Source organism: Levilactobacillus brevis, from assembly GCA_021383565.1.
GTDB classification, from domain to species: Bacteria; Bacillota; Bacilli; order Lactobacillales; family Lactobacillaceae; genus Levilactobacillus; species Levilactobacillus brevis_B.
On the sequence record CP079699.1, the window covers coordinates 154657 to 174304 of the forward strand.

A 19648-nucleotide genomic window follows, 5' to 3' on the forward strand; every position below is an offset into this window, starting at 1 on the left:
AGGTCTTGCCGAGAAGAGAAGAGGGACGTGCGGTGTCACTGGAGACGGACTTTCAACAGAATTGCCAGCAACAGGGGTGGGCTGATCCTAAGCAACATGGACTCATTGCGGTTTCGACCGGAGTGGATTCGATGGTGCTGCTGAATCTGTTCACGCGGTTGCCCGCGGCGCAACGTCCACAGTTAACGGTGGTGTATGTTGATCACCAATTACGCGAGCAGAGCGTCGAGGAGACGGCTTTTTTGAAACGATGGTGTGCCGACCGACAACTCCCCCTCGTTACCGCGACGTGGCCGGTTGCCCAGCATCCCGTCCACGGCATTGAGGATGCCGCCCGGCAATTTCGCTACCGCTTCTTCGCCGAGCAACTCGAAGCCCAGCAGGCCGATTGGATTGCGACGGCCCATCAGGCGGATGAGCAGGCGGAAACGATTCTTTTTAAATTGCTCCGTGGGGGTCAATTGGATCAGCTGACTGGGATGGCCGCGAGTCGCCCATTTCACCGGGGCCGGTTGATCCGGCCACTGCTCCCATTTACCAAGCAGCAGTTACGGGCCTATGCGCGCGAACAGCGGATTCCGTGGTACGAGGATGCGACCAATCAGGAGCTGACGGCGAGCCGCAATCGGATTCGTTTGCAGCTACTCCCGGAACTCCGGCGAGAGAATCCGCAGGTTGACCGGCACCTGGTGGCCTATGCAGACCAGCTCCGCACAGTGCTACGGGTCACTGAACAGGTGGTGACGACGCAGCTCGCTCAGGTGATTCGCCAGCAACGACCGCTAGTCGTGGACAGTCAACGGTTCTTGGACCAATCGGCCGATTTACAAGACCTGTTGCTGGCCCGGTTAACCAAGACGGCCGCCCCCGAACTCACCACAGAGAGCGCGGTACTACGGGCTTGCCGGCGGTTGTTGGTTAACGTCCAACGGCCGACTGGCTGGGTCGATTTAGGCCATGGTTGGCGGTTTGTCAAAAATTATGACACGTTCACGTATCAACAATTCAAAAATTCCCGGCAAAATTCCGAGGAAGTTTTTAATTTTATGGTAGTATTAAACCAATGGCGAACGTTGGGAAACGGCTGGCAACTTGGCTGCTTCACGACGGATGCGACGACGCAGTTACCGGCAAATGAAGTCGTGACCCTAACTGATGATCAATTCCCGTTACGGGTGCGGTCATGGCGGGCAACGGATCGTTTGCGGTTAGCTAGTGGTCATCACCAGACTGTCCGCCGTGCCCTGATTAACGCAAAGGTTCCGCGAGAATTACGGGCGAAGGTTCCGGTTTTGGTGACGGCAACGGGTGAAGTCGTTGCGGCGTTGGGCGTCAAGTGGTCGGTCTTACCGGCGCGTTCGCACACAAAAAACTATCACATCAAATTACAGCATGAATAGGCGAAAGGGGAACAGCATGAATAACGATATTTTAAAGGTCCTGTACAGTGAGGAAGACATTGCCGCGGCGTGCAAACGGTTAGGTACGCAACTTTCAGAAGACTACCGTGATAAGACACCATTAATCATTTGTGTCCTAAAGGGTGCTATCCTGTTTATGACGGATGTTATTCGCGATATGGATATCTATGCGACGATTGACTTCATTGATGTCTCCAGCTACAACGGGGGGACAGCATCGTCCGGGACTATCCGATTATTAAAGGACTTGGACACGGACGTTGCTGGGCGCGACATTATTTTAGTTGAAGATATTATCGATACTGGCCGGACGTTGAAGTACCTTGAGGATCTGCTGAAGGATCGCAAGGCCAACTCAATTCGGGTCTGCACGCTGATGGACAAACCCAGTGGTCGGGTGGTTGAAGCTAAGGCCGATTACGTTGGGTTTAATGTCCCGAGTGAATTCGTGGTTGGTTACGGTTTGGACTACGAAGAAAAATATCGGAATCTCCCGTATGTTGGTGTTTTGAAGCCATCCGTTTATTCAGATAAATAATTAGTCAATGATAGTCAATTGTGATAACATCTTATTTAGTCAAAGGGGCATATGCTCTAAATTTCGTTCCTATGTGAAGGCTGGGAACTGTGAGTAAGGAGGCACGACATGAATAATCGACGAAATGGACTGTTCCGTAATAGTCTGTTTTACATTGTGATTTTCTTGTTGATCATTGGTGTGGTTTACCTATTCAATGGTAACGGCAACAGCTCACAAACCCAAGAAATCCAATCGAGTCAATTCGTTAAAGATTTGAACGCGAATAAGATCAAGAAATTCTCCATTCAACCTTCCGGGGGAGTTTACAAGATTACCGGGGAATATCGGAATGCGCAAAAGCGTACAACCAACACCGGCTTTAGTCTCGGCGGCTCACAGAGCACTGCTGTGACTAGTTTTAGCACTCAGGTCTTAACCAATAACTCGACGGTTTCTGAGATTGATAAAGTTGCCAAGGATCACAATGTCAAAATGAACACCAAGGCGGAAGAGTCGAGTGGCTTCTGGATTAATTTATTAGTCTACGTTGCGCCACTAGTTATTTTCTTCTTCTTCTTCTACATGATGATGGGTCAAGCCGGCCAAGGTGGCGGCAATGGCCGAGTCATGAACTTTGGGAAGAGTAAAGCCAAGCCGGCCGATAGCAAGGAGAACAAGGTTCGCTTTGCTGACGTCGCTGGTGAAGAGGAGGAAAAGCAAGAACTTGTCGAAGTGGTTGAGTTCTTGAAGAATCCGCGTAAGTTTGTTTCATTAGGTGCCCGGATTCCATCTGGTGTCTTGCTGGAGGGTCCTCCTGGTACTGGTAAAACGTTGCTGGCGAAGGCCGTTGCGGGTGAAGCGGCGGTACCATTCTTCTCGATTTCTGGTTCAGATTTCGTGGAAATGTTCGTCGGTGTCGGGGCTAGTCGTGTTCGGGATCTGTTTGAACAGGCCAAGAAGGCCGCACCATCCATCATCTTTATTGATGAAATTGATGCGGTTGGTCGTCAACGGGGTGCCGGTATGGGCGGTGGCCACGATGAACGTGAACAAACGTTGAACCAATTACTGGTTGAAATGGACGGGTTTACGGGGAGTGAAGGCGTCATTGTGATGGCCGCCACGAACCGTTCCGATGTGTTGGACCCCGCCTTACTGCGGCCAGGTCGGTTTGACCGGAAGATCTTAGTGGGTCAACCAGATGTTAAGGGTCGTGAAGCGATCTTGAAGGTTCACGCCAAGAACAAGCCTTTAGCCAACGATGTTGATTTGAAGGAAATTTCTAAGCAAACGCCTGGTTTCGTGGGTGCTGACTTGGAAAACCTCTTAAACGAAGCGGCCTTATTGGCGGCACGCCGGAACAAGACGCAGATCGATGCTTCTGATTTGGATGAAGCCGAAGATCGTGTTATCGCCGGGCCAGCTAAGAAAGACCGGGTCATCAGCCCTGAAGAACGGAAGACCGTGGCGTACCATGAAGCCGGTCATACCATCGTCGGGTTGGTCTTGAACGACGCGCGCGTGGTCCACAAGGTAACGATTGTACCGCGTGGTCGTGCCGGCGGGTATGCAATTATGCTACCACGTGAAGACCAGATGTTGATGTCTAAGAAGGATGCCATGGAACAGATTGCCGGGTTAATGGGTGGTCGGACGGCCGAAGAGTTAATCTTCCACTCCGAATCATCCGGTGCCTCCAATGACTTCGAGCAAGCAACTCAGATTGCCCGTTCTATGGTTACCCAGTATGGGATGAGTGACGCCTTGGGGACCGTTGCACTGGAAAGTGCTGGCGGCCAACCATTTGCTGGGGCTGGCTATCCAGGCCAACCAAGTTACTCAGAACATACGGCTAACTTAATTGATAGCGAAGTTCGCCGGATCATCGGGGAAGCGCACGATACTGCCCGGAAGATTCTGGAAGAACATAAAGCAGAACACAAGATTATTGCGGATGCCTTGCTGAAATACGAAACGCTGGACGAGAAGCAAATTCTCAGCTTGTTTAACACTGGGAAGATGCCGGAAAAGGACAGCAATGACGAATTTCCTAGCGAAAAGGCTGCGACTTTCGAAGAGTCTAAGCGTGAACTTGAACGCCGTGAAGCGGAACGCCAAGCTTCTACTGAAGCGAAGTTGGCTTCCAGTGCCTCAAGTGAAACGTCTTCTGAAGCGGAACCGGCTAGCTCAGCAGCTAGTTCGGCAGCGCCAGACGATCACGATGAGTCCGACCATTCCGAATAATTCAGTAACGATGTAAGGTCCGGGACGTTTGTCTCGGACCTTTTCGTGACTTATGACGCAGTATTTAGGAGAAATGGTCCCACAAAGGGGAGGCAGGTTCTTTGCAAATGCCGAACTTTCTGGTAATGTAAGGCAGGATAACTTGCAACGAAAGGACGTTTATATTTAATGGCAGATTATTTAGTAAAAAGTTTGATTGATGATGGTATGTTTCGGGCGTACGTAGTCGATGCTACGGAAACGGTGGCGGAAGCTCAGCAGCGCCACGACACTTGGAGTTCGGCTACGGCGGCTCTGGGACGGACGCTGATCGGAACGATGTTGCTGTCGACGTCTTTGCTGAAGGGCAAGGAAAAGCTGACGGTTAAGGTCGACGGTCACGGACCGGTCGGTGCAATTGTGGCCGATGGGAATGCTGATGGCACGGTGAAGGGGTATCTGATGTATCCTCACGTGAGCTTGCCACTGAACGAAAAACACAAGATTGACGTGAAGAAGGCCGTTGGAGTCCAAGGGATGATGACAGTGACCAAGGATCAGGGGCTGGGTCAACCCTATACGGGGCAGGTGCCGTTGGTCTCCGGTGAATTGGGTGAAGACTTTACCTACTATCTGGCTAAGTCAGAACAGATTCCTAGCGCGGTCGGTGTGTCCGTCTTTGTTCAACCGAACAATACGGTTAAGGTGGCCGGTGGTTTTATGATTCAGGTCATGCCTGGAGCCTCGGACGCCGCTATCTCCCGGTTAGAGCAACGAATTAAGGAAATGCCAATGGTCTCTGAATTGTTGTTGGACGGTCAGAAGCCCGAAGATATTCTGAAGCTGCTGTTCCCTGACGAGAAGGTTAAAATTCTTCAGAAGATGCCCGTTGGGTTTAAGTGTGATTGTTCCAAGGACCGGTTTGCCAAGTCACTGGCGGCTATTCAGCCTAAGGCGCTGCAAGAAATGATCGAGGAAGACCACGGTGCCGAAGCCGTTTGTCATTTCTGCGGTAACAAGTATCAGTTCTCCGAGGATGACTTGCGCCAGATTCTAGCGGAAGCCCAAGCGAAGTAGCGATGGACACGAGCTGGAAGATTGGCAACGTTGAGATTCCCAATCGGGTGGTGGTTGCGCCCATGGCGGGGGTCACCAACGTCGCGTTTCGCCGAATTTGTAAGGACTTCGGTGCGGGGTTGGTCGAGTGCGAGATGATCTCGGGTCAGGGAATTCACTATCATAATCAACGTACCCTGCAGATGATGGCGGTCGATGTGCGTGAACACCCCATGAGCATTCAGATCTTTGGTGGAACCGAGGAAACCTTAGTCCAGGCCGCCCAGTACGTGGACCAACAGACGCCAGCTGATATTATTGACATCAATATGGGCTGTCCGGTTAATAAAGTGGTGAACACGGATGCTGGGGCTAAATGGTTACTGGACCCAGACAAGGTGTATCACATGGTAGCGGCGGTTGTGGCGGCTGTCGATAAGCCGGTCACGGTCAAGATGCGGACGGGCTGGGACAGTCATCACGTCTTAGCCGTCGAGAATGCCCTGGCTGCGCAAGCGGCTGGGGCAGCGGCTTTGGCTATGCACGGCCGGACGCGCAAGCAGATGTATCAGGGGCAGGCTGACTGGGAGATGTTGCATCAGGTGGCCCAGCAACTGACCATTCCGTTTATGGGTAACGGGGATGTGCGGACGCCGGAGGATGCCAAACGCATGTTAGAAGAGGTTGGCGCCGATGCTGTCATGATTGGTCGTGCTGTCATGGGGAATCCATGGCTGTTGCGTCGAGTGAACCATTATCTGGAGACGGGGGAGTTATTACCAGAGCCGACCGTAGCTGAGAAGGTGGCGACGGCGAAGACATATTTGCATCGGCTCTGTCTCGCCAAGGGACCACAAGAGGGACCCATGGATTTTCGCAATCAGGCGGCTTACTACCTTAAAGGAATTCCGCACGCTGCCCGGACTAAGGTCGCGTTGACGGATGCCACAGAGGAAGCCACAATGTTGTCGATTTTGGATGATTTTGTGGCGAAGGTCGCAGCTCGTGACCGGCGAGTCCCAGTTAGACGATTTACAGATTAGGCGTAAAGACTTGATATTAGTGGCTTTTAAAAGCGTAAAGGGGAATCCAGAGAACGTTTCTGGATTCTTTTTTTATTTTATTGCGATTTTTACTTGACCAACCGGGGGATGATTGATAAGATATTACCTGTTGCTGTTTGAGACGGCCAATGCATAAATAACAAATTATTGAATAGTCATACAAATTTGAAATTAATGCTTGACGTGTTAAACCGCAACTGATAGAATAATTTATGTTGTCAAGACGCGTTTCAGGCGTCTTCCGAGATTTCTAGGATGTTGAATAAATATTCAAGAAGTTGAAAAAAGATGTTGACACGTTTTTAACAACATGATATGATGATTAAGTTGATTGCTTCGGTAATCACTTAGGTAGACCTTTGAAAACTGAACATTGTTTCGACAAACCAAATATGTGTAGGGCGGTTTGATATTTATATCAAACCCAAACAATATTTGCGAAGTCAATTCGCTTTTAAAAATGTAACAACAATCGATGAGCTATTCAAGCACATCATCTATAAGATGAGAGTTTGATCCTGGCTCAGGACGAACGCTGGCGGCATGCCTAATACATGCAAGTCGAACGAGCTTCCGTTGATTGACGTGCTTGCACTGATTTCAACAATGAAGCGAGTGGCGAACTGGTGAGTAACACGTGGGTAACTTGCCCAGAAGCAGGGGATAACACTTGGAAACAGGTGCTAATACCGTATAACAACAAAAACCGCATGGTTTTTGTTTGAAAGGTGGTTTCGGCTATCACTTCTGGATGGACCCGCGGCGTATTAGTTAGTTGGTGAGGTAAAGGCCCACCAAGACAATGATACGTAGCCGACCTGAGAGGGTAATCGGCCACATTGGGACTGAGACACGGCCCAAACTCCTACGGGAGGCAGCAGTAGGGAATCTTCCACAATGGACGAAAGTCTGATGGAGCAATGCCGCGTGAGTGAAGAAGGGTTTCGGCTCGTAAAACTCTGTTGTTAAAGAAGAACACTCCTGAGAGTAACTGTTCAGGAGTTGACGGTATTTAACCAGAAAGCCACGGCTAACTACGTGCCAGCAGCCGCGGTAATACGTAGGTGGCAAGCGTTGTCCGGATTTATTGGGCGTAAAGCGAGCGCAGGCGGTTTCTTAAGTCTGATGTGAAAGCCTTCGGCTTAACCGGAGAAGTGCATCGGAAACTGGGAGACTTGAGTGCAGAAGAGGACAGTGGAACTCCATGTGTAGCGGTGGAATGCGTAGATATATGGAAGAACACCAGTGGCGAAGGCGGCTGTCTAGTCTGTAACTGACGCTGAGGCTCGAAAGCATGGGTAGCAAACAGGATTAGATACCCTGGTAGTCCATGCCGTAAACGATGAGTGCTAGGTGTTGGAGGGTTTCCGCCCTTCAGTGCCGCAGCTAACGCATTAAGCACTCCGCCTGGGGAGTACGACCGCAAGGTTGAAACTCAAAGGAATTGACGGGGGCCCGCACAAGCGGTGGAGCATGTGGTTTAATTCGAAGCTACGCGAAGAACCTTACCAGGTCTTGACATCTTCTGCCAATCTTAGAGATAAGACGTTCCCTTCGGGGACAGAATGACAGGTGGTGCATGGTTGTCGTCAGCTCGTGTCGTGAGATGTTGGGTTAAGTCCCGCAACGAGCGCAACCCTTATTATCAGTTGCCAGCATTTAGTTGGGCACTCTGGTGAGACTGCCGGTGACAAACCGGAGGAAGGTGGGGATGACGTCAAATCATCATGCCCCTTATGACCTGGGCTACACACGTGCTACAATGGACGGTACAACGAGTCGCGAAGTCGTGAGGCCAAGCTAATCTCTTAAAGCCGTTCTCAGTTCGGATTGTAGGCTGCAACTCGCCTACATGAAGTTGGAATCGCTAGTAATCGCGGATCAGCATGCCGCGGTGAATACGTTCCCGGCCTTGTACACACCGCCCGTCACACCATGAGAGTTTGTAACACCCAAAGCCGGTGAGATAACCTTCGGGAGTCAGCCGTCTAAGGTGGGACAGATGATTAGGGTGAAGTCGTAACAAGGTAGCCGTAGGAGAACCTGCGGCTGGATCACCTCCTTTCTAAGGAATATACGGAGGCTACACATACTTTGTCGAAACAATGGTCAGTTTTGAGAGGTCTACTCTCATAATTATATGATTTTGCTAAATGATTTTGGGCGTATAGCTCAGCTGGTTTAGAGCGCACGCCTGATAAGCGTGAGGTCGATGGTTCGAGTCCATTTATGCCATTGACCGCAAGGTCATCATTTTGGGGAATTAGCTCAGATGGGAGAGCACCTGCTTTGCAAGCAGGGGGTCAGCGGTTCGATCCCGCTATTCTCCATTGGCACGTAAAGTGCCAAGGAATTTGTTCTTTGAAAACTAGATATTATCAATTATTTTCCTTTAATTATTAAGATAATTAAACCGAGAAACAACTGCGTATTTTTGAGTTTTTTAATTAGTTTATATCGCTAATACTCAATTAATCAGCGATTACGACGTAATCGTTAGGTTAAGTTATGAAGGGCGCATGGTGGATGCCTTGGTACTAGGAGCCGATGAAGGACGGGACTAACACCGATATGCTTCGGGGAGCTGTACGTAAGCTTTGATCCGGAGATTTCCGAATGGGGAAACCCAATTACTTTAATCAGTAATTACAACTCAGGGAATACATACTTGAGTTGAGGCAGACGTGGGGAACTGAAACATCTAAGTACCCACAGGAATAGAAAGAAAAATCGATTCCCTAAGTAGCGGCGAGCGAACGGGGAATAGCCCAAACCAAAGAGCTTGCTCTTTGGGGTTGTAGGACTGAACATTTGAGTTACCAAAGTCAATGATAATCGAAGAGTCTGGGAAGGCTCGGCACAGAGGGTGATACCCCCGTAGATGAAATCGTTGGCCCTCAGTTCAGTATCCTGAGTACGGCCACACACGTGAAACGTGGTCGGAATCCGGGAGGACCATCTCCCAAGGCTAAATACTCCCTAGTGACCGATAGTGAACCAGTACCGTGAGGGAAAGGTGAAAAGCACCGCGGAAGCGGAGTGAAATAGTTCCTGAAACCATGTGCCTACAATTAGTTAGAGCCCGTTAATGGGTGATAGCGTGCCTTTTGTAGAATGAACCGGCGAGTTACGTTAATTTGCAAGGTTAAGGTGGAAAGACCGGAGCCGTAGCGAAAGCGAGTCTGAAACGGGCGTTTCAGTAAATTGACGTAGACCCGAAACCAGGTGACCTATCCATGTCCAGGTTGAAGGTGCGGTAAAGCGCACTGGAGGACTGAACCCGTGTATGTTGAAAAATGCTGGGATGAGGTGTGGATAGCGGTGAAATTCCAAACGAACTTGGAGATAGCTGGTTCTCTCCGAAATAGCTTTAGGGTTAGCCTCGGAGTTAAGAATCGTGGAGGTAGAGCCACTGTTTGGACTAGGGGCCCGTCATGGGTTACTGAATTCAGATAAACTCCGAATGCCACAGATTTATATCCGGGAGTCAGACGATGAGTGATAAGATCCACCGTCGAAAGGGGAACAGCCCAGACCACCAATTAAGGTCCCTAAATACATGCTGAGTGGAAAAGGATGTGGAGTTGCATAGACAGCTAGGATGTTGGCTCAGAAGCAGCCACCATTTAAAGAGTGCGTAATAGCTCACTAGCCGAGTGATCCCGCGCCGAAAATATACCGGGGCTAAGCATGTTACCGAAATTGTGGATGCGACCAATAGGTCGCGTGATAGGAGAGCGTTCTAAGGGCAACGAAGCTAGACCGCAAGGACTAGTGGAGCGCTTAGAAGTGAGAATGCCGGTATGAGTAGCGAAAGATCAGTGAGAATCTGATCCACCGAATGACTAAGGTTTCCTGGGGAAGGCTCGTCCTCCCAGGGTTAGTCGGGACCTAAGCCGAGGCTGAGAAGCGTAGGCGATGGATAACAGGTTGATATTCCTGTACTAGTTAATCATGTTTGAACGATGGAGGGACGCAGGAGGCTATGGTGTGCACACGATTGGAAATGTGTGTTCAAGCGTCAAGTCTGGCGATGAGTTAAATGCTTATCGCTAAGGACAAGGCGTGACGAGGACCGAATTTTAGTAGGGAAGCGCCAGATGTCACACTGCCGAGAAAAGCTTCTAGTTAGTGATTAATTACCCGTACCGCAAACCGACACAGGTAGTCGAGGAGAGTATCCTAAGGTGAGCGAGTGAACTCTCGTTAAGGAACTCGGCAAAATGACCCCGTAACTTCGGGAGAAGGGGTGCTACACGCAAGTGTAGCCGCAGTGAAAAGGCCCAGGCGACTGTTTATCAAAAACACAGGTTTCTGCAAAATCGTAAGATGACGTATAGGGGCTGACGCCTGCCCGGTGCTGGAAGGTTAAGTGGATGAGTTAGCTTCGGCGAAGCCCAGAAATGAAGCCCCAGTAAACGGCGGCCGTAACTATAACGGTCCTAAGGTAGCGAAATTCCTTGTCGGGTAAGTTCCGACCCGCACGAAAGGCGTAACGATCTGGGCACTGTCTCAACGAGAGACTCGGTGAAATTATATTACCTGTGAAGATGCAGGTTACCCGCGACAGGACGGAAAGACCCCATGGAGCTTTACTGTAGCTTGATATTGGGTGTTGACACAGCTTGTACAGGATAGGTCGGAGCCGTAGAACTCGGAACGCTAGTTTCGAGTGAGGCGCTGGTGGGATACGACCCTCGCTGTGTGAACACTCTAACCCACACCACTAATCGTGGTGGGAGACAGTGTCAGGTGGGCAGTTTGACTGGGGCGGTCGCCTCCTAAAAAGTAACGGAGGCGCCCAAAGGTTCTCTCAGAATGGTTGGAAATCATTCGTCGAGTGTAAAGGCAGAAGAGAGCTTGACTGCGAGACAGACAGGTCGAGCAGGGACGAAAGTCGGGCTTAGTGATCCGGTGGTACCGTATGGAAGGGCCATCGCTCAACGGATAAAAGCTACCCTGGGGATAACAGGCTTATCTCCCCCAAGAGTCCACATCGACGGGGAGGTTTGGCACCTCGATGTCGGCTCATCGCATCCTGGGGCTGTAGTCGGTCCCAAGGGTTGGGCTGTTCGCCCATTAAAGCGGTACGCGAGCTGGGTTCAGAACGTCGTGAGACAGTTCGGTCCCTATCCGTCGCGGGCGTAGGAAATTTGAGAGGAGCTGTCCTTAGTACGAGAGGACCGGGATGGACATACCGCTGGTGTACCAGTTGTGCCGCCAGGCGCATCGCTGGGTAGCTATGTATGGATGAGATAAACGCTGAAAGCATCTAAGTGTGAAACTCGCCTCGAGATGAGATTTCCCATTCCTATATGGAAGTAAGACCCCTGAGAGATGATCAGGTAGATAGGCTGGAAGTAGCAGCGCCGTGAGGCGTGGAGCGGACCAGTACTAATCGGTCGAGGACTTAACCAAGTTGAAAACGTGGTTGTTTCCGCGGAAAGTAATTGATGATGTCTAGTTTTGAGGGAATAAGTTCTCTTATAGTGTGGTGGCGATAGCCTAAAGGATACACCCGTTCCCATGCCGAACACGGAAGTTAAGCTTTAGCACGCCGATAGTAGTTGGGGGATCGCCCCCTGCGAGGATAGGACGTTGCCACGCGATTATTCCGGCATAGCTCAGTTGGTAGAGCACCTGACTGTTAATCAGGTTGTCGACGGTTCGAGCCCGCCTGCCGGAGTCGGGTTAACCTGGTTAACCAGTTGATATGCCGGCTTAGCTCAGCTGGTAGAGCATCGGTATCGTAAACCGAGGGTCGGGGATTCGAATTCCTCAGCCGGCATCAGATAAGTTGTTAGTCTTCGGATTAACAACTTTTTTTGTGCAATCAAAACCAAACATCTCATTTTCATCACGTTAATTTTAGGGCGTTGAGAACATAAGGAGGACAGCCGCGCCCTGAGAGAGTAGCGTTTCGAATTCTAGAAAATGGCAGAGAATGCTGATTGGTCAGCGGCTAACGTCCTGACCTTATTTGACTCTTGAAATTTGTATGGTGATGGTATCCTGTGAGGGTACTCTTCCATGATGCTTGGGGTCGTAAGAGAGGCCCGCCATAACCTTAGTTACCGAATAGCCTTGTAACCTGCGAGACTAGTCTATTATGAGCACAGCAATGCAATGATGGTGGCGATAGGCTTAGTCAGCTAAAGATCCGTTTTCAAACTGAAACTGGTCGAATAGATGAGTTGAGTACACAATTGAAAACGGTTACACGATATTTTAAATTGGTATAGCCACACTAAAATAATTGGTATATATCAATGGATTGCTGCTATATCAACGGTTAAGCGGATAAAAAAATAAATGATTTTTTGAATTATCTATTGTGGTATACCTATTCTAGTGCTATCCTATAAGTATCAATTAAGCACAGGAGATGCCATCATGAAAAACGTATTGTTAGTATGTGGTCAAGGAATTTCAAGCCATTTGTTCTTGGGAGAAGCGAAACGGGCAGCTGAAACACAACGGGTACCGTTACACTTCACGGCAACGAGTTTAATGGAAGTTACGCCAGAATTATTAGCTGAACAGGACCTCGTGCTCTTGGCGCCACAAGTGGCCTACCAAGCCAAGATGCGGGTAAAGATTGGCGATCAAGTTCGGACCGCGCCAATCCCTAACGACATTTATGGTTGGCTGAATAGCCAAGCGCTGGTTAAGTACGCTTGCCACCAGTTGCATTTCGCACCAGCTGCCGTTGCAGTTGCTTACTAGGCAATCGCGATGCCCCCAACGATTGAGCAGTTAGCCATGCAGGTCTTGGTGCAGGCGGGGACTGCCAAAAGCAGTTTGTACCAAGCCATTGCGACCGCCAAGACGCAACATCAGTCGTTGGATTTAGCAACCTGTCGCGAACAACTCTTGGCGGCACACAAAGTCCAGACGCAAATGATGGCAAAAATGGCCGCTGAGGACCTTCCCGTTACGATCCTCATCAACCATGCAATGGATACTTTAATGGCCGTACAGAGTAATTATGAGCTAATTGAGGCATTGGGTCTCGATTGGTCGGCATAAATCAGTAAATTTGACGAGGTGTAGTCGTGGACTGCGCCTTTTTTATTTGGCCCGAAAAGTATAATCAACGTAACTTTATTCATTAAAATAATAATATTGAGTGATTGGTCGAAATGAATAAAAAATAAGAAGATTGCATGAGATAGCTAATAATTTCATCATTGTTTTTTGCCCGCAGGGGCGGGGATGGAGACGCTTTTATTTCAAAAACCGTTGCGTAACGGGCATTCATGAAGTATAATTACAACTATGTTTTATTAGAGGTCTATGAGACCCTGCCACAATCGCTTTTCTTGATTCGGATTGTGAAATATAAAAATATTCATTTTAACCAAGCAATGGAGGTATTATCGTTTTGAATAACAAACCAGAGTCGACCACCCAAGATCGAACCTTCTTCGGTCAGCCACGGGGGTTATCCACGCTGTTCTTCACTGAAATGTGGGAACGGTTCAGTTATTACGGGATGCGTGCCATCCTTATCTACTATATGTACTACTCGGTTACCAAGGGTGGTCTGGGGTTTGACCAAGCAACTGCTGCCTCAGTGATGTCCATCTATGGGTCCATGGTTTACCTGTCATCCGTCCTCGGGGGTTACCTGAGTGACCGGGTCTGGGGGAGTCGCCGGACCGTCTTCATCGGTGGGATTCTTATCATGTTCGGGCATATCGCCTTATCAGTCCCAGCTGGCCGGATTGCGCTGTTCATCTCAATTCTCTTAATTGTTCTGGGGACTGGGTTGTTGAAGCCAAACGTTTCCGAAATGGTTGGGGGCCTGTATGATGCCGGGGATACCCGTCGTGATTCTGGGTTTACCATCTTCGTCTTCGGGATTAACTTGGGTTCTCTGGTCGCACCATTGCTGGTCGGCTGGTTAGGGCTGAAGTATAACTTCCACTTAGGGTTCTCCTTGGCCGCTATCGGGATGTTCCTGGGCTTAGTTCAATACTGGTACGGTGGGAAGAAGTACTTGAGTAAAGACAGTCTTTACCCAACCGACCCTCTGGAACCCGGCGACATGAAGAAGTTGGGCGTTCGTTCAACTGTTGGTGTCGTAGCCTTTGCTTTAATTGTTTTATTGATGTTCCTCTTAGGTTCATTGAACTTAAACAACTTCGTGCTGTTACTATCGATCATCGCGATTGCAACGCCAGTCGTCTACTTCGTGATCTTCTTGACCAGTAAGAAAGTAACGACGACCGAACGGAAGCACGTTTGGGCTTACTTAGGGTTATTCATCGCCGCCGCAATCTTCTGGGCGATTGAAGAACAAGGTTCCTCTGTCTTGGCCTTATTCGCGGCTAACCAGACGAACAACAACTTCATGGGGATGCACATCCTACCATCTTGGTACCAGATGTTAAACCCACTGTTCATTCTGATTTACACGCCGTTCTTTGCGGCACTGTGGAACCGTTTAGGGAAGAACCAACCAAGTTCACCTGCTAAGTTCGCTACTGGGATGCTGTTTGCCGGGGCTTCTTACCTGATCATCGTGATTCCAGTCGTGATGTTTGGGTCTAGTGCCAAGGTTAGTCCACTGTGGTTAGTCGGAAGCTGGTCAATCGTTGAAATTGCCGAACTGCTGATTTCACCAATCGGACTGTCCGTGACGACCAAGCTGGCACCACGGGCCTTCCAGTCTCAGATGATGAGTATGTGGTTCTTGGCCGATGCTGCTGGGCAAGCCGTTAACGCCCAGATTGTTAAGCTGTACACGCCAGAAAACGAAGTGGCCTACTTCATGGGGGTTGCCATTGTGGCAATCGTCGCCGGGTTGATCATGTTCGTACTGGTTAAACCAATTAAGAATTTAATGGCCGGAATTAAATAGTCAATATTTACCGGCAAAAGTGCTACTCTAAGTGGAGTAGCACTTTTTGTTTTCTCTGTGCCGACGCTTCGTACGAGAGACTCATTGATTTTGCGAGGCTTTCAAGTGAGCTGATTGTCCTTCACAGCAGACAGACCCCCTGGCAGGCGTAGCCAACGGGTTGATTCAATCGATAAAGGGCGTTCATCATCCGGGCATGAACGTTAAGTGTTATGACTTAAAGCTAATTCAGAAGGGAGGGTCCAACATGGTTAAGGTCGCGTTAATCAGTGATCTACACTTCGATGTCAATCGGCAGGATGTCGACCAACTCCTGCCGCAACAGGCTGGCTACCTCATGCAACAGGGTGTGGGGGTCTACTTAATCGCGGGAGATATCACCAATCACTTCGACCAGTCGTTGGCTTACGTGGAACGCATGCAGCGATTAATCGCTCCGGCCAAGGTCCGTTTCATCGCGGGAAATCACGACATGTTACACGACGTGACGTATGCGGCCCTTGAGAGCCCCTTAGCGCCGACTTACCTGCATCGTGGCCAATTAGACGTGACCGGCACAAACTGGCGGATAATCGGCAATAATGGCTGGTATGACTACCAATTTGCGGATAACTTAGCCGGTCGGGACTTTTTACAGTGGAAACGGGCGTTTTGGGTCGACGGCACCATCGAACAACCGCAATCCGACCCCCAGCGCATGAACCAAGTCCTGGCAGCCACCGAGGAGCAGTTGGATCAGGCCCGTGCAGAAAGAAAACGGGTCTTGTTTATGACCCATTTCGTTCCACACCGTGAATACATCCGGTACACCACGGACGATCGTTTTTGGAATATGGCCAACGCCATGCTGGGAAGTCCGCGGATGGGGACCTTGCTGGACCGTTATCACGTAGAGACGGTGTTATTTGGCCACGTCCACCGACATTTCGCGCCGCGGCGCTTCGTGCAGACCACCTACTATGATCAAGCGGTGGGCTACCACAACAAACGGATTAACGAGTGGTCCCAGACCGACTATTTCACGGAGTGGCGGCAACGATTGCGGGTGCTCGAATTAAAATAAAAATATTTTGCAGAAAGTCCTTGACGATTTATGCAGAATTCTGTATGATAATAAACGTTGATTCGTTACGGCGATTCACTTTTGGTGGGGTAGCGAAGTCTGGCTAAACGCGGCGGACTGTAAATCCGCTCCTTCGGGTTCGGTGGTTCGAATCCACTCCCCACCATTTTTATTATTGGGCTATAGCCAAGTGGTAAGGCAACGGGTTTTGATCCCGTGATGCGCTGGTTCGAACCCAGCTAGCCCAACTTAAAAACCAGTCACTGTGTGTGGCTGGTTTTTTTATGCGCTTTTTTCAAGAACGCGACGGCCCCATCCGCAGTCTGGGTAGGGGTCATAATTGACAATTCCGATGAATTTCGCTAAAGTCGACTTAATAATTGCACCAGACCAATCTGTTCGGCGCGGACGTGATAAATTGGCTTATGCGTTGTTTGCCAGCGGCTGACGAACGGGGATACTCGGAACATGGGCATTAGACCGGCGCAGTATTGAATCAGATTGATCGTTAAGGAGGAAACTGAGATGAGAATTGGATTTATCGGGGTTGGTGGCATGGCACAGGCCATTATCGGTGGCTTGCTCAAGGCCAAGACCTTTGCCCCAGCCGAAATCACAGTACATAGTCAGCATGAAGCGCATTATTTACCTTATGCCCAGGCCCACGACTTAATGGCGGCCAACAGTAACGCGGCGGTCGTTCAGAACAGCGATCTCGTGGTCTTAGCGGTCACCCCGAACGTGGCACCGGCCGTGCTGACTGCGGTTACCCCGCAGCTCACGCCGGATAAGACGTTAATTTCGATTGTTGCCGGCTGGTCACTGGCCGATATGGCTGCCATCACTGGCGCCGCATTGCCGACATTACGGACACTACCTAACGTTAACGTCGAGGTGGGCGCAGGGATGACGGCCGTGGCGGCCAATGCAGCGTTGACGGGGGACCGACTGGCAGCGGCACTCCGTGTGTTCAAGACGATTGGGTCGACGACAGAGCTGGCCGAAGACCAATTTGGCGTCTTCAGCGCGCTAGCCGGGAGTTCGCCAGCCTACATCGACTTCTTCATCGACAGTTTGAGTCGTGCCGGCGTCAAATACGGTTTGACTAAAAAACAAGCCACGGAAATTGCCGCGCAGGCCACGCTGGGTTCCGCCAAGATGGTTCTGCAAAGTGACAAGATTCCATTTGAATTGATTGACCAAGTGGCTTCACCGGGCGGGAGTACCGTTGCAGGTCTTCTAGCCATGGAGGAAGCCGGGCTGATGACGGCCGTGGTTAAGGGAATCGACGCCACCATCAAGCGCGATGCGGGAGAAACGGACTAAGTCGTACGGTGTAAAATAAGCGGCGCAAGTCAGTTGCTTTTTTGGTCTATACCGATTACAATGAGACTATATCAATTGGCGAATGGTCCGTCGACGATGGGGCATTGGCCACGTTATGCGCGTTGCGACTTGGCTCAATGGGTGGCGCGGGTGTAGCGTAGAAATAATGGTTGTCGTCATATCATGAGGAGGAGACACATGAGTATTGTCTTGAAGCACGCTAAGATTTATACCGGGGATGCTGTCATTCCCGATGGGTACATTCGTTTCGACCAGCAGATTGAAGCGGTCGGCCCTGTTGCCGACTTTCGCCCGTTGCCCGCCGACGAGATTCACGTAGTCACGGGCCGGACAATTGTTCCGGGTTTTATCGATGTGCATAGCCACGGGGGTTATGGATATGATAGTATGGATGGGGACCCTGATCAGATTGACAAGATGGTTAATCTGATGGTTCACGAGGGGATTACCTCAATCTTTCCGACCACGATGACCCAGTCGAACGACGCCATCGACCATGCCATGCAGGGTATTGCCGAAGCGGCTAAACGCAATCCGGTTATTCAAGGTGTGCACCTGGAAGGGCCCTTCATTGCGGCAATCTACAAGGGGGCACAGCCGGAAAAGTACATCAAAGATCCCGACGTTTCCCTGCTGGATCGGTGGAATAAGCTCTCTGGCGGTCGGGTGAAATTAATTACGTACGCGCCAGAGGACCCGGGTTCGCAGGCGTTTGAGGCCTACTGCTTAGCCAACAAGATTGTGCCTTCCGTGGGGCATTCCAACGCCACACGGGAACAGTTGCTGGAGAGCCGGGCCACGCACGTGACGCATCTATACAATGCACAACGTGGTTTGCGGCACCGTGAACCGGGCGTTACCGGGCACGCTATGCTGGAAGACAATCTGTATTGTGAACTGATCTGTGATGGCTTCCACATTGTGCCGGACATGATTAAGCTGGCCTATGAGCAAAAGGGGCCGCACCGTTTGGAACTGGTTACGGATTCTATGCGTGCCAAGGGAATGCCTGAGGGCGTTAGTGAACTTGGTGGGCAGAAGGTAATCGTGAAAGACCGGCAAGCGCGGCTGGAGAGCGGTAATTTAGCTGGCTCCGTCTTGCGGTTTGACGAGGCCTTCAGAAACGTGATGGCCTTTACCGGCTGTGACCTGAACGACGCCGTGCAGATGAGTTCGGTGAACCAGGCCGAGGAGTTCAATTTGCCACAGAAGGGTAAGTTGGAACCAGGCCGTGACGCCGACCTTAACCTGTTCACGCGTGATTTACAGCTGGAAACGACCTACAGTCTAGGCCGGAAGTTCAGTCAGGAGTCAAAGTAAAAATTAAGTTGTATTTGTAGAAGGGACGTAGGTGCTGTGAGTTCACCGATTTATATTCAAATTCATAATGACATTAAACGGGCTATTGAGGCTGGTAAATGGGCGGTTGGCGATCGAATTCCGTCCGAACGAGAACTGTCTCGAGATTTTGATGTGAGTCGGATGACGCTCCGTCAGGCAATCCAGACCCTGGTTGATGAGGGGATTCTGGAACGGCAGGTCGGGTCCGGAACCTACGTGGCGAACCAAAAAGTTCAAGAAAAGATGTCCGGGGTCACGAGTTTTACCGATCTGATGTTGGCTCAGGGTAAGCAACCGGCCAGCAAGACCATTTCCTATCACGTGATGAGCCCGTCGTTAAGCGAGGCGGAAAAGCTGAAGTTGAGTGACGACGAGCAGGTCTTGCGGATGGAGCGGATTCGTTTCGGCGATGATGTGCCGATCTGTTTTGAGGTGGCCACGGTGCCGGAACATCTGGTGGATGGCCTCAGTAAGCAGGAGGTTACCAGCTCGCTGTACCGGGCGCTGGAAGACAAGAAGAATTTGAATCCAGGGAAAGCCCAACAGACGGTCTCCGCCATGTCGGCTTCCGAACGGATTTCCGAATTCTTGAATATCAAACGGGGCGACGCGATTCTGCGGCTCCGGCAGGTGACCTACCTGCAAGACGGGACACCGTTTGAATATGTGCGGACGCAGTACGTCGGCGAACGCTTTGAATTTTATCTTGAAAAGTAAATACGAGGGGGCTGGACAGTGGTTCGGCTC

12 protein-coding genes, 6 tRNA genes and 3 rRNA genes are annotated in these 19648 nt (G+C 50.4%); all 21 read left to right on the forward strand.

Going from position 1 to position 19648, the window contains the following annotated elements:
- The first annotated feature begins 32 nt into the window (after positions 1–32).
- The 21 genes from tilS (at position 33) to KB236_00810 (ending at position 19618) form a co-directional block, all read left to right on the forward strand.
- The gene (gene tilS / locus KB236_00710; protein ID UIF29325.1) at positions 33–1400 is read left to right on the forward strand and encodes a tRNA lysidine(34) synthetase TilS; all 1368 of its coding nucleotides are present in this window, start codon (positions 33–35) and stop codon (positions 1398–1400) included.
- Positions 1401–1416: 16 nt separating this feature from the next.
- Positions 1417–1959, forward strand: a complete 543-nt coding sequence (gene hpt / locus KB236_00715) for a hypoxanthine phosphoribosyltransferase (GenBank protein UIF29326.1) — start codon at positions 1417–1419, stop codon at positions 1957–1959.
- Positions 1960–2067: 108 nt separating this feature from the next.
- Entirely contained in the window at positions 2068–4185 is a 2118-nt protein-coding gene (gene ftsH / locus KB236_00720) for an ATP-dependent zinc metalloprotease FtsH (protein ID UIF29327.1), read from the forward strand.
- A 168-nt stretch (positions 4186–4353) separates the two neighbouring features.
- Complete coding sequence (hslO, locus tag KB236_00725) at positions 4354–5241, forward strand: Hsp33 family molecular chaperone HslO (protein UIF29328.1); 888 nt, start codon at positions 4354–4356, stop codon at positions 5239–5241.
- 2 nt (positions 5242–5243) lie between these two features.
- Positions 5244–6263: a tRNA dihydrouridine synthase DusB gene (gene dusB, locus KB236_00730; protein ID UIF29329.1), complete on the forward strand. Its 1020-nt coding sequence runs from the start codon at positions 5244–5246 to the stop codon at positions 6261–6263.
- A gap of 521 nt (positions 6264–6784) precedes the next feature.
- Positions 6785–8349 (forward strand): 16S ribosomal RNA (locus tag KB236_00735).
- A gap of 96 nt (positions 8350–8445) precedes the next feature.
- A tRNA-Ile gene (locus tag KB236_00740) sits at positions 8446–8519 on the forward strand.
- Positions 8520–8541: 22 nt separating this feature from the next.
- Positions 8542–8614 (forward strand) — tRNA-Ala (locus tag KB236_00745).
- A gap of 169 nt (positions 8615–8783) precedes the next feature.
- Positions 8784–11702: ribosomal RNA gene (locus KB236_00750) — 23S ribosomal RNA — on the forward strand.
- Positions 11703–11774: 72 nt separating this feature from the next.
- Positions 11775–11891: ribosomal RNA gene (rrf, locus tag KB236_00755) — 5S ribosomal RNA — on the forward strand.
- The 16S, 23S and 5S rRNA genes sit together here with 4 tRNA genes alongside, the layout of an rRNA operon.
- 6 nt (positions 11892–11897) lie before the next feature.
- Positions 11898–11970 (forward strand) — tRNA-Asn (locus KB236_00760).
- Positions 11971–11999: 29 nt separating this feature from the next.
- Positions 12000–12072: transfer RNA gene (locus KB236_00765), tRNA-Thr, on the forward strand.
- Positions 12073–12677: 605 nt separating this feature from the next.
- On the forward strand, positions 12678–13010 hold the full coding sequence (locus tag KB236_00770) for a cellobiose PTS IIC subunit (protein UIF29330.1): 333 nt from the start codon (positions 12678–12680) through the stop codon (positions 13008–13010).
- Positions 13011–13019: 9 nt separating this feature from the next.
- A complete protein-coding gene (locus tag KB236_00775) occupies positions 13020–13313 on the forward strand; it encodes a PTS lactose/cellobiose transporter subunit IIA (protein UIF29331.1) in 294 nt (97 codons plus the stop codon).
- A 355-nt stretch (positions 13314–13668) separates the two neighbouring features.
- The gene (locus tag KB236_00780) at positions 13669–15150 is read left to right on the forward strand and encodes a peptide MFS transporter (protein UIF29332.1); all 1482 of its coding nucleotides are present in this window, start codon (positions 13669–13671) and stop codon (positions 15148–15150) included.
- Positions 15151–15397: 247 nt separating this feature from the next.
- Complete coding sequence (locus KB236_00785) at positions 15398–16213, forward strand: metallophosphoesterase (GenBank protein UIF29333.1); 816 nt, start codon at positions 15398–15400, stop codon at positions 16211–16213.
- An 83-nt stretch (positions 16214–16296) separates the two neighbouring features.
- Positions 16297–16379, forward strand: a tRNA-Tyr gene (locus tag KB236_00790).
- A gap of 10 nt (positions 16380–16389) precedes the next feature.
- A tRNA-Gln gene (locus tag KB236_00795) sits at positions 16390–16461 on the forward strand.
- 277 nt (positions 16462–16738) lie between these two features.
- Positions 16739–17539 (forward strand): pyrroline-5-carboxylate reductase, encoded by an 801-nt coding sequence (proC, locus tag KB236_00800; protein ID UIF29334.1) that lies wholly within the window; start codon positions 16739–16741, stop codon positions 17537–17539.
- A 198-nt stretch (positions 17540–17737) separates the two neighbouring features.
- The gene (gene nagA / locus KB236_00805) at positions 17738–18880 is read left to right on the forward strand and encodes an N-acetylglucosamine-6-phosphate deacetylase (GenBank protein ID UIF29335.1); all 1143 of its coding nucleotides are present in this window, start codon (positions 17738–17740) and stop codon (positions 18878–18880) included.
- A gap of 36 nt (positions 18881–18916) precedes the next feature.
- Positions 18917–19618, forward strand: coding sequence for a GntR family transcriptional regulator (locus KB236_00810; protein ID UIF29336.1), 702 nt, complete (start codon positions 18917–18919; stop codon positions 19616–19618).
- Positions 19619–19648 lie beyond the last annotated feature (30 nt).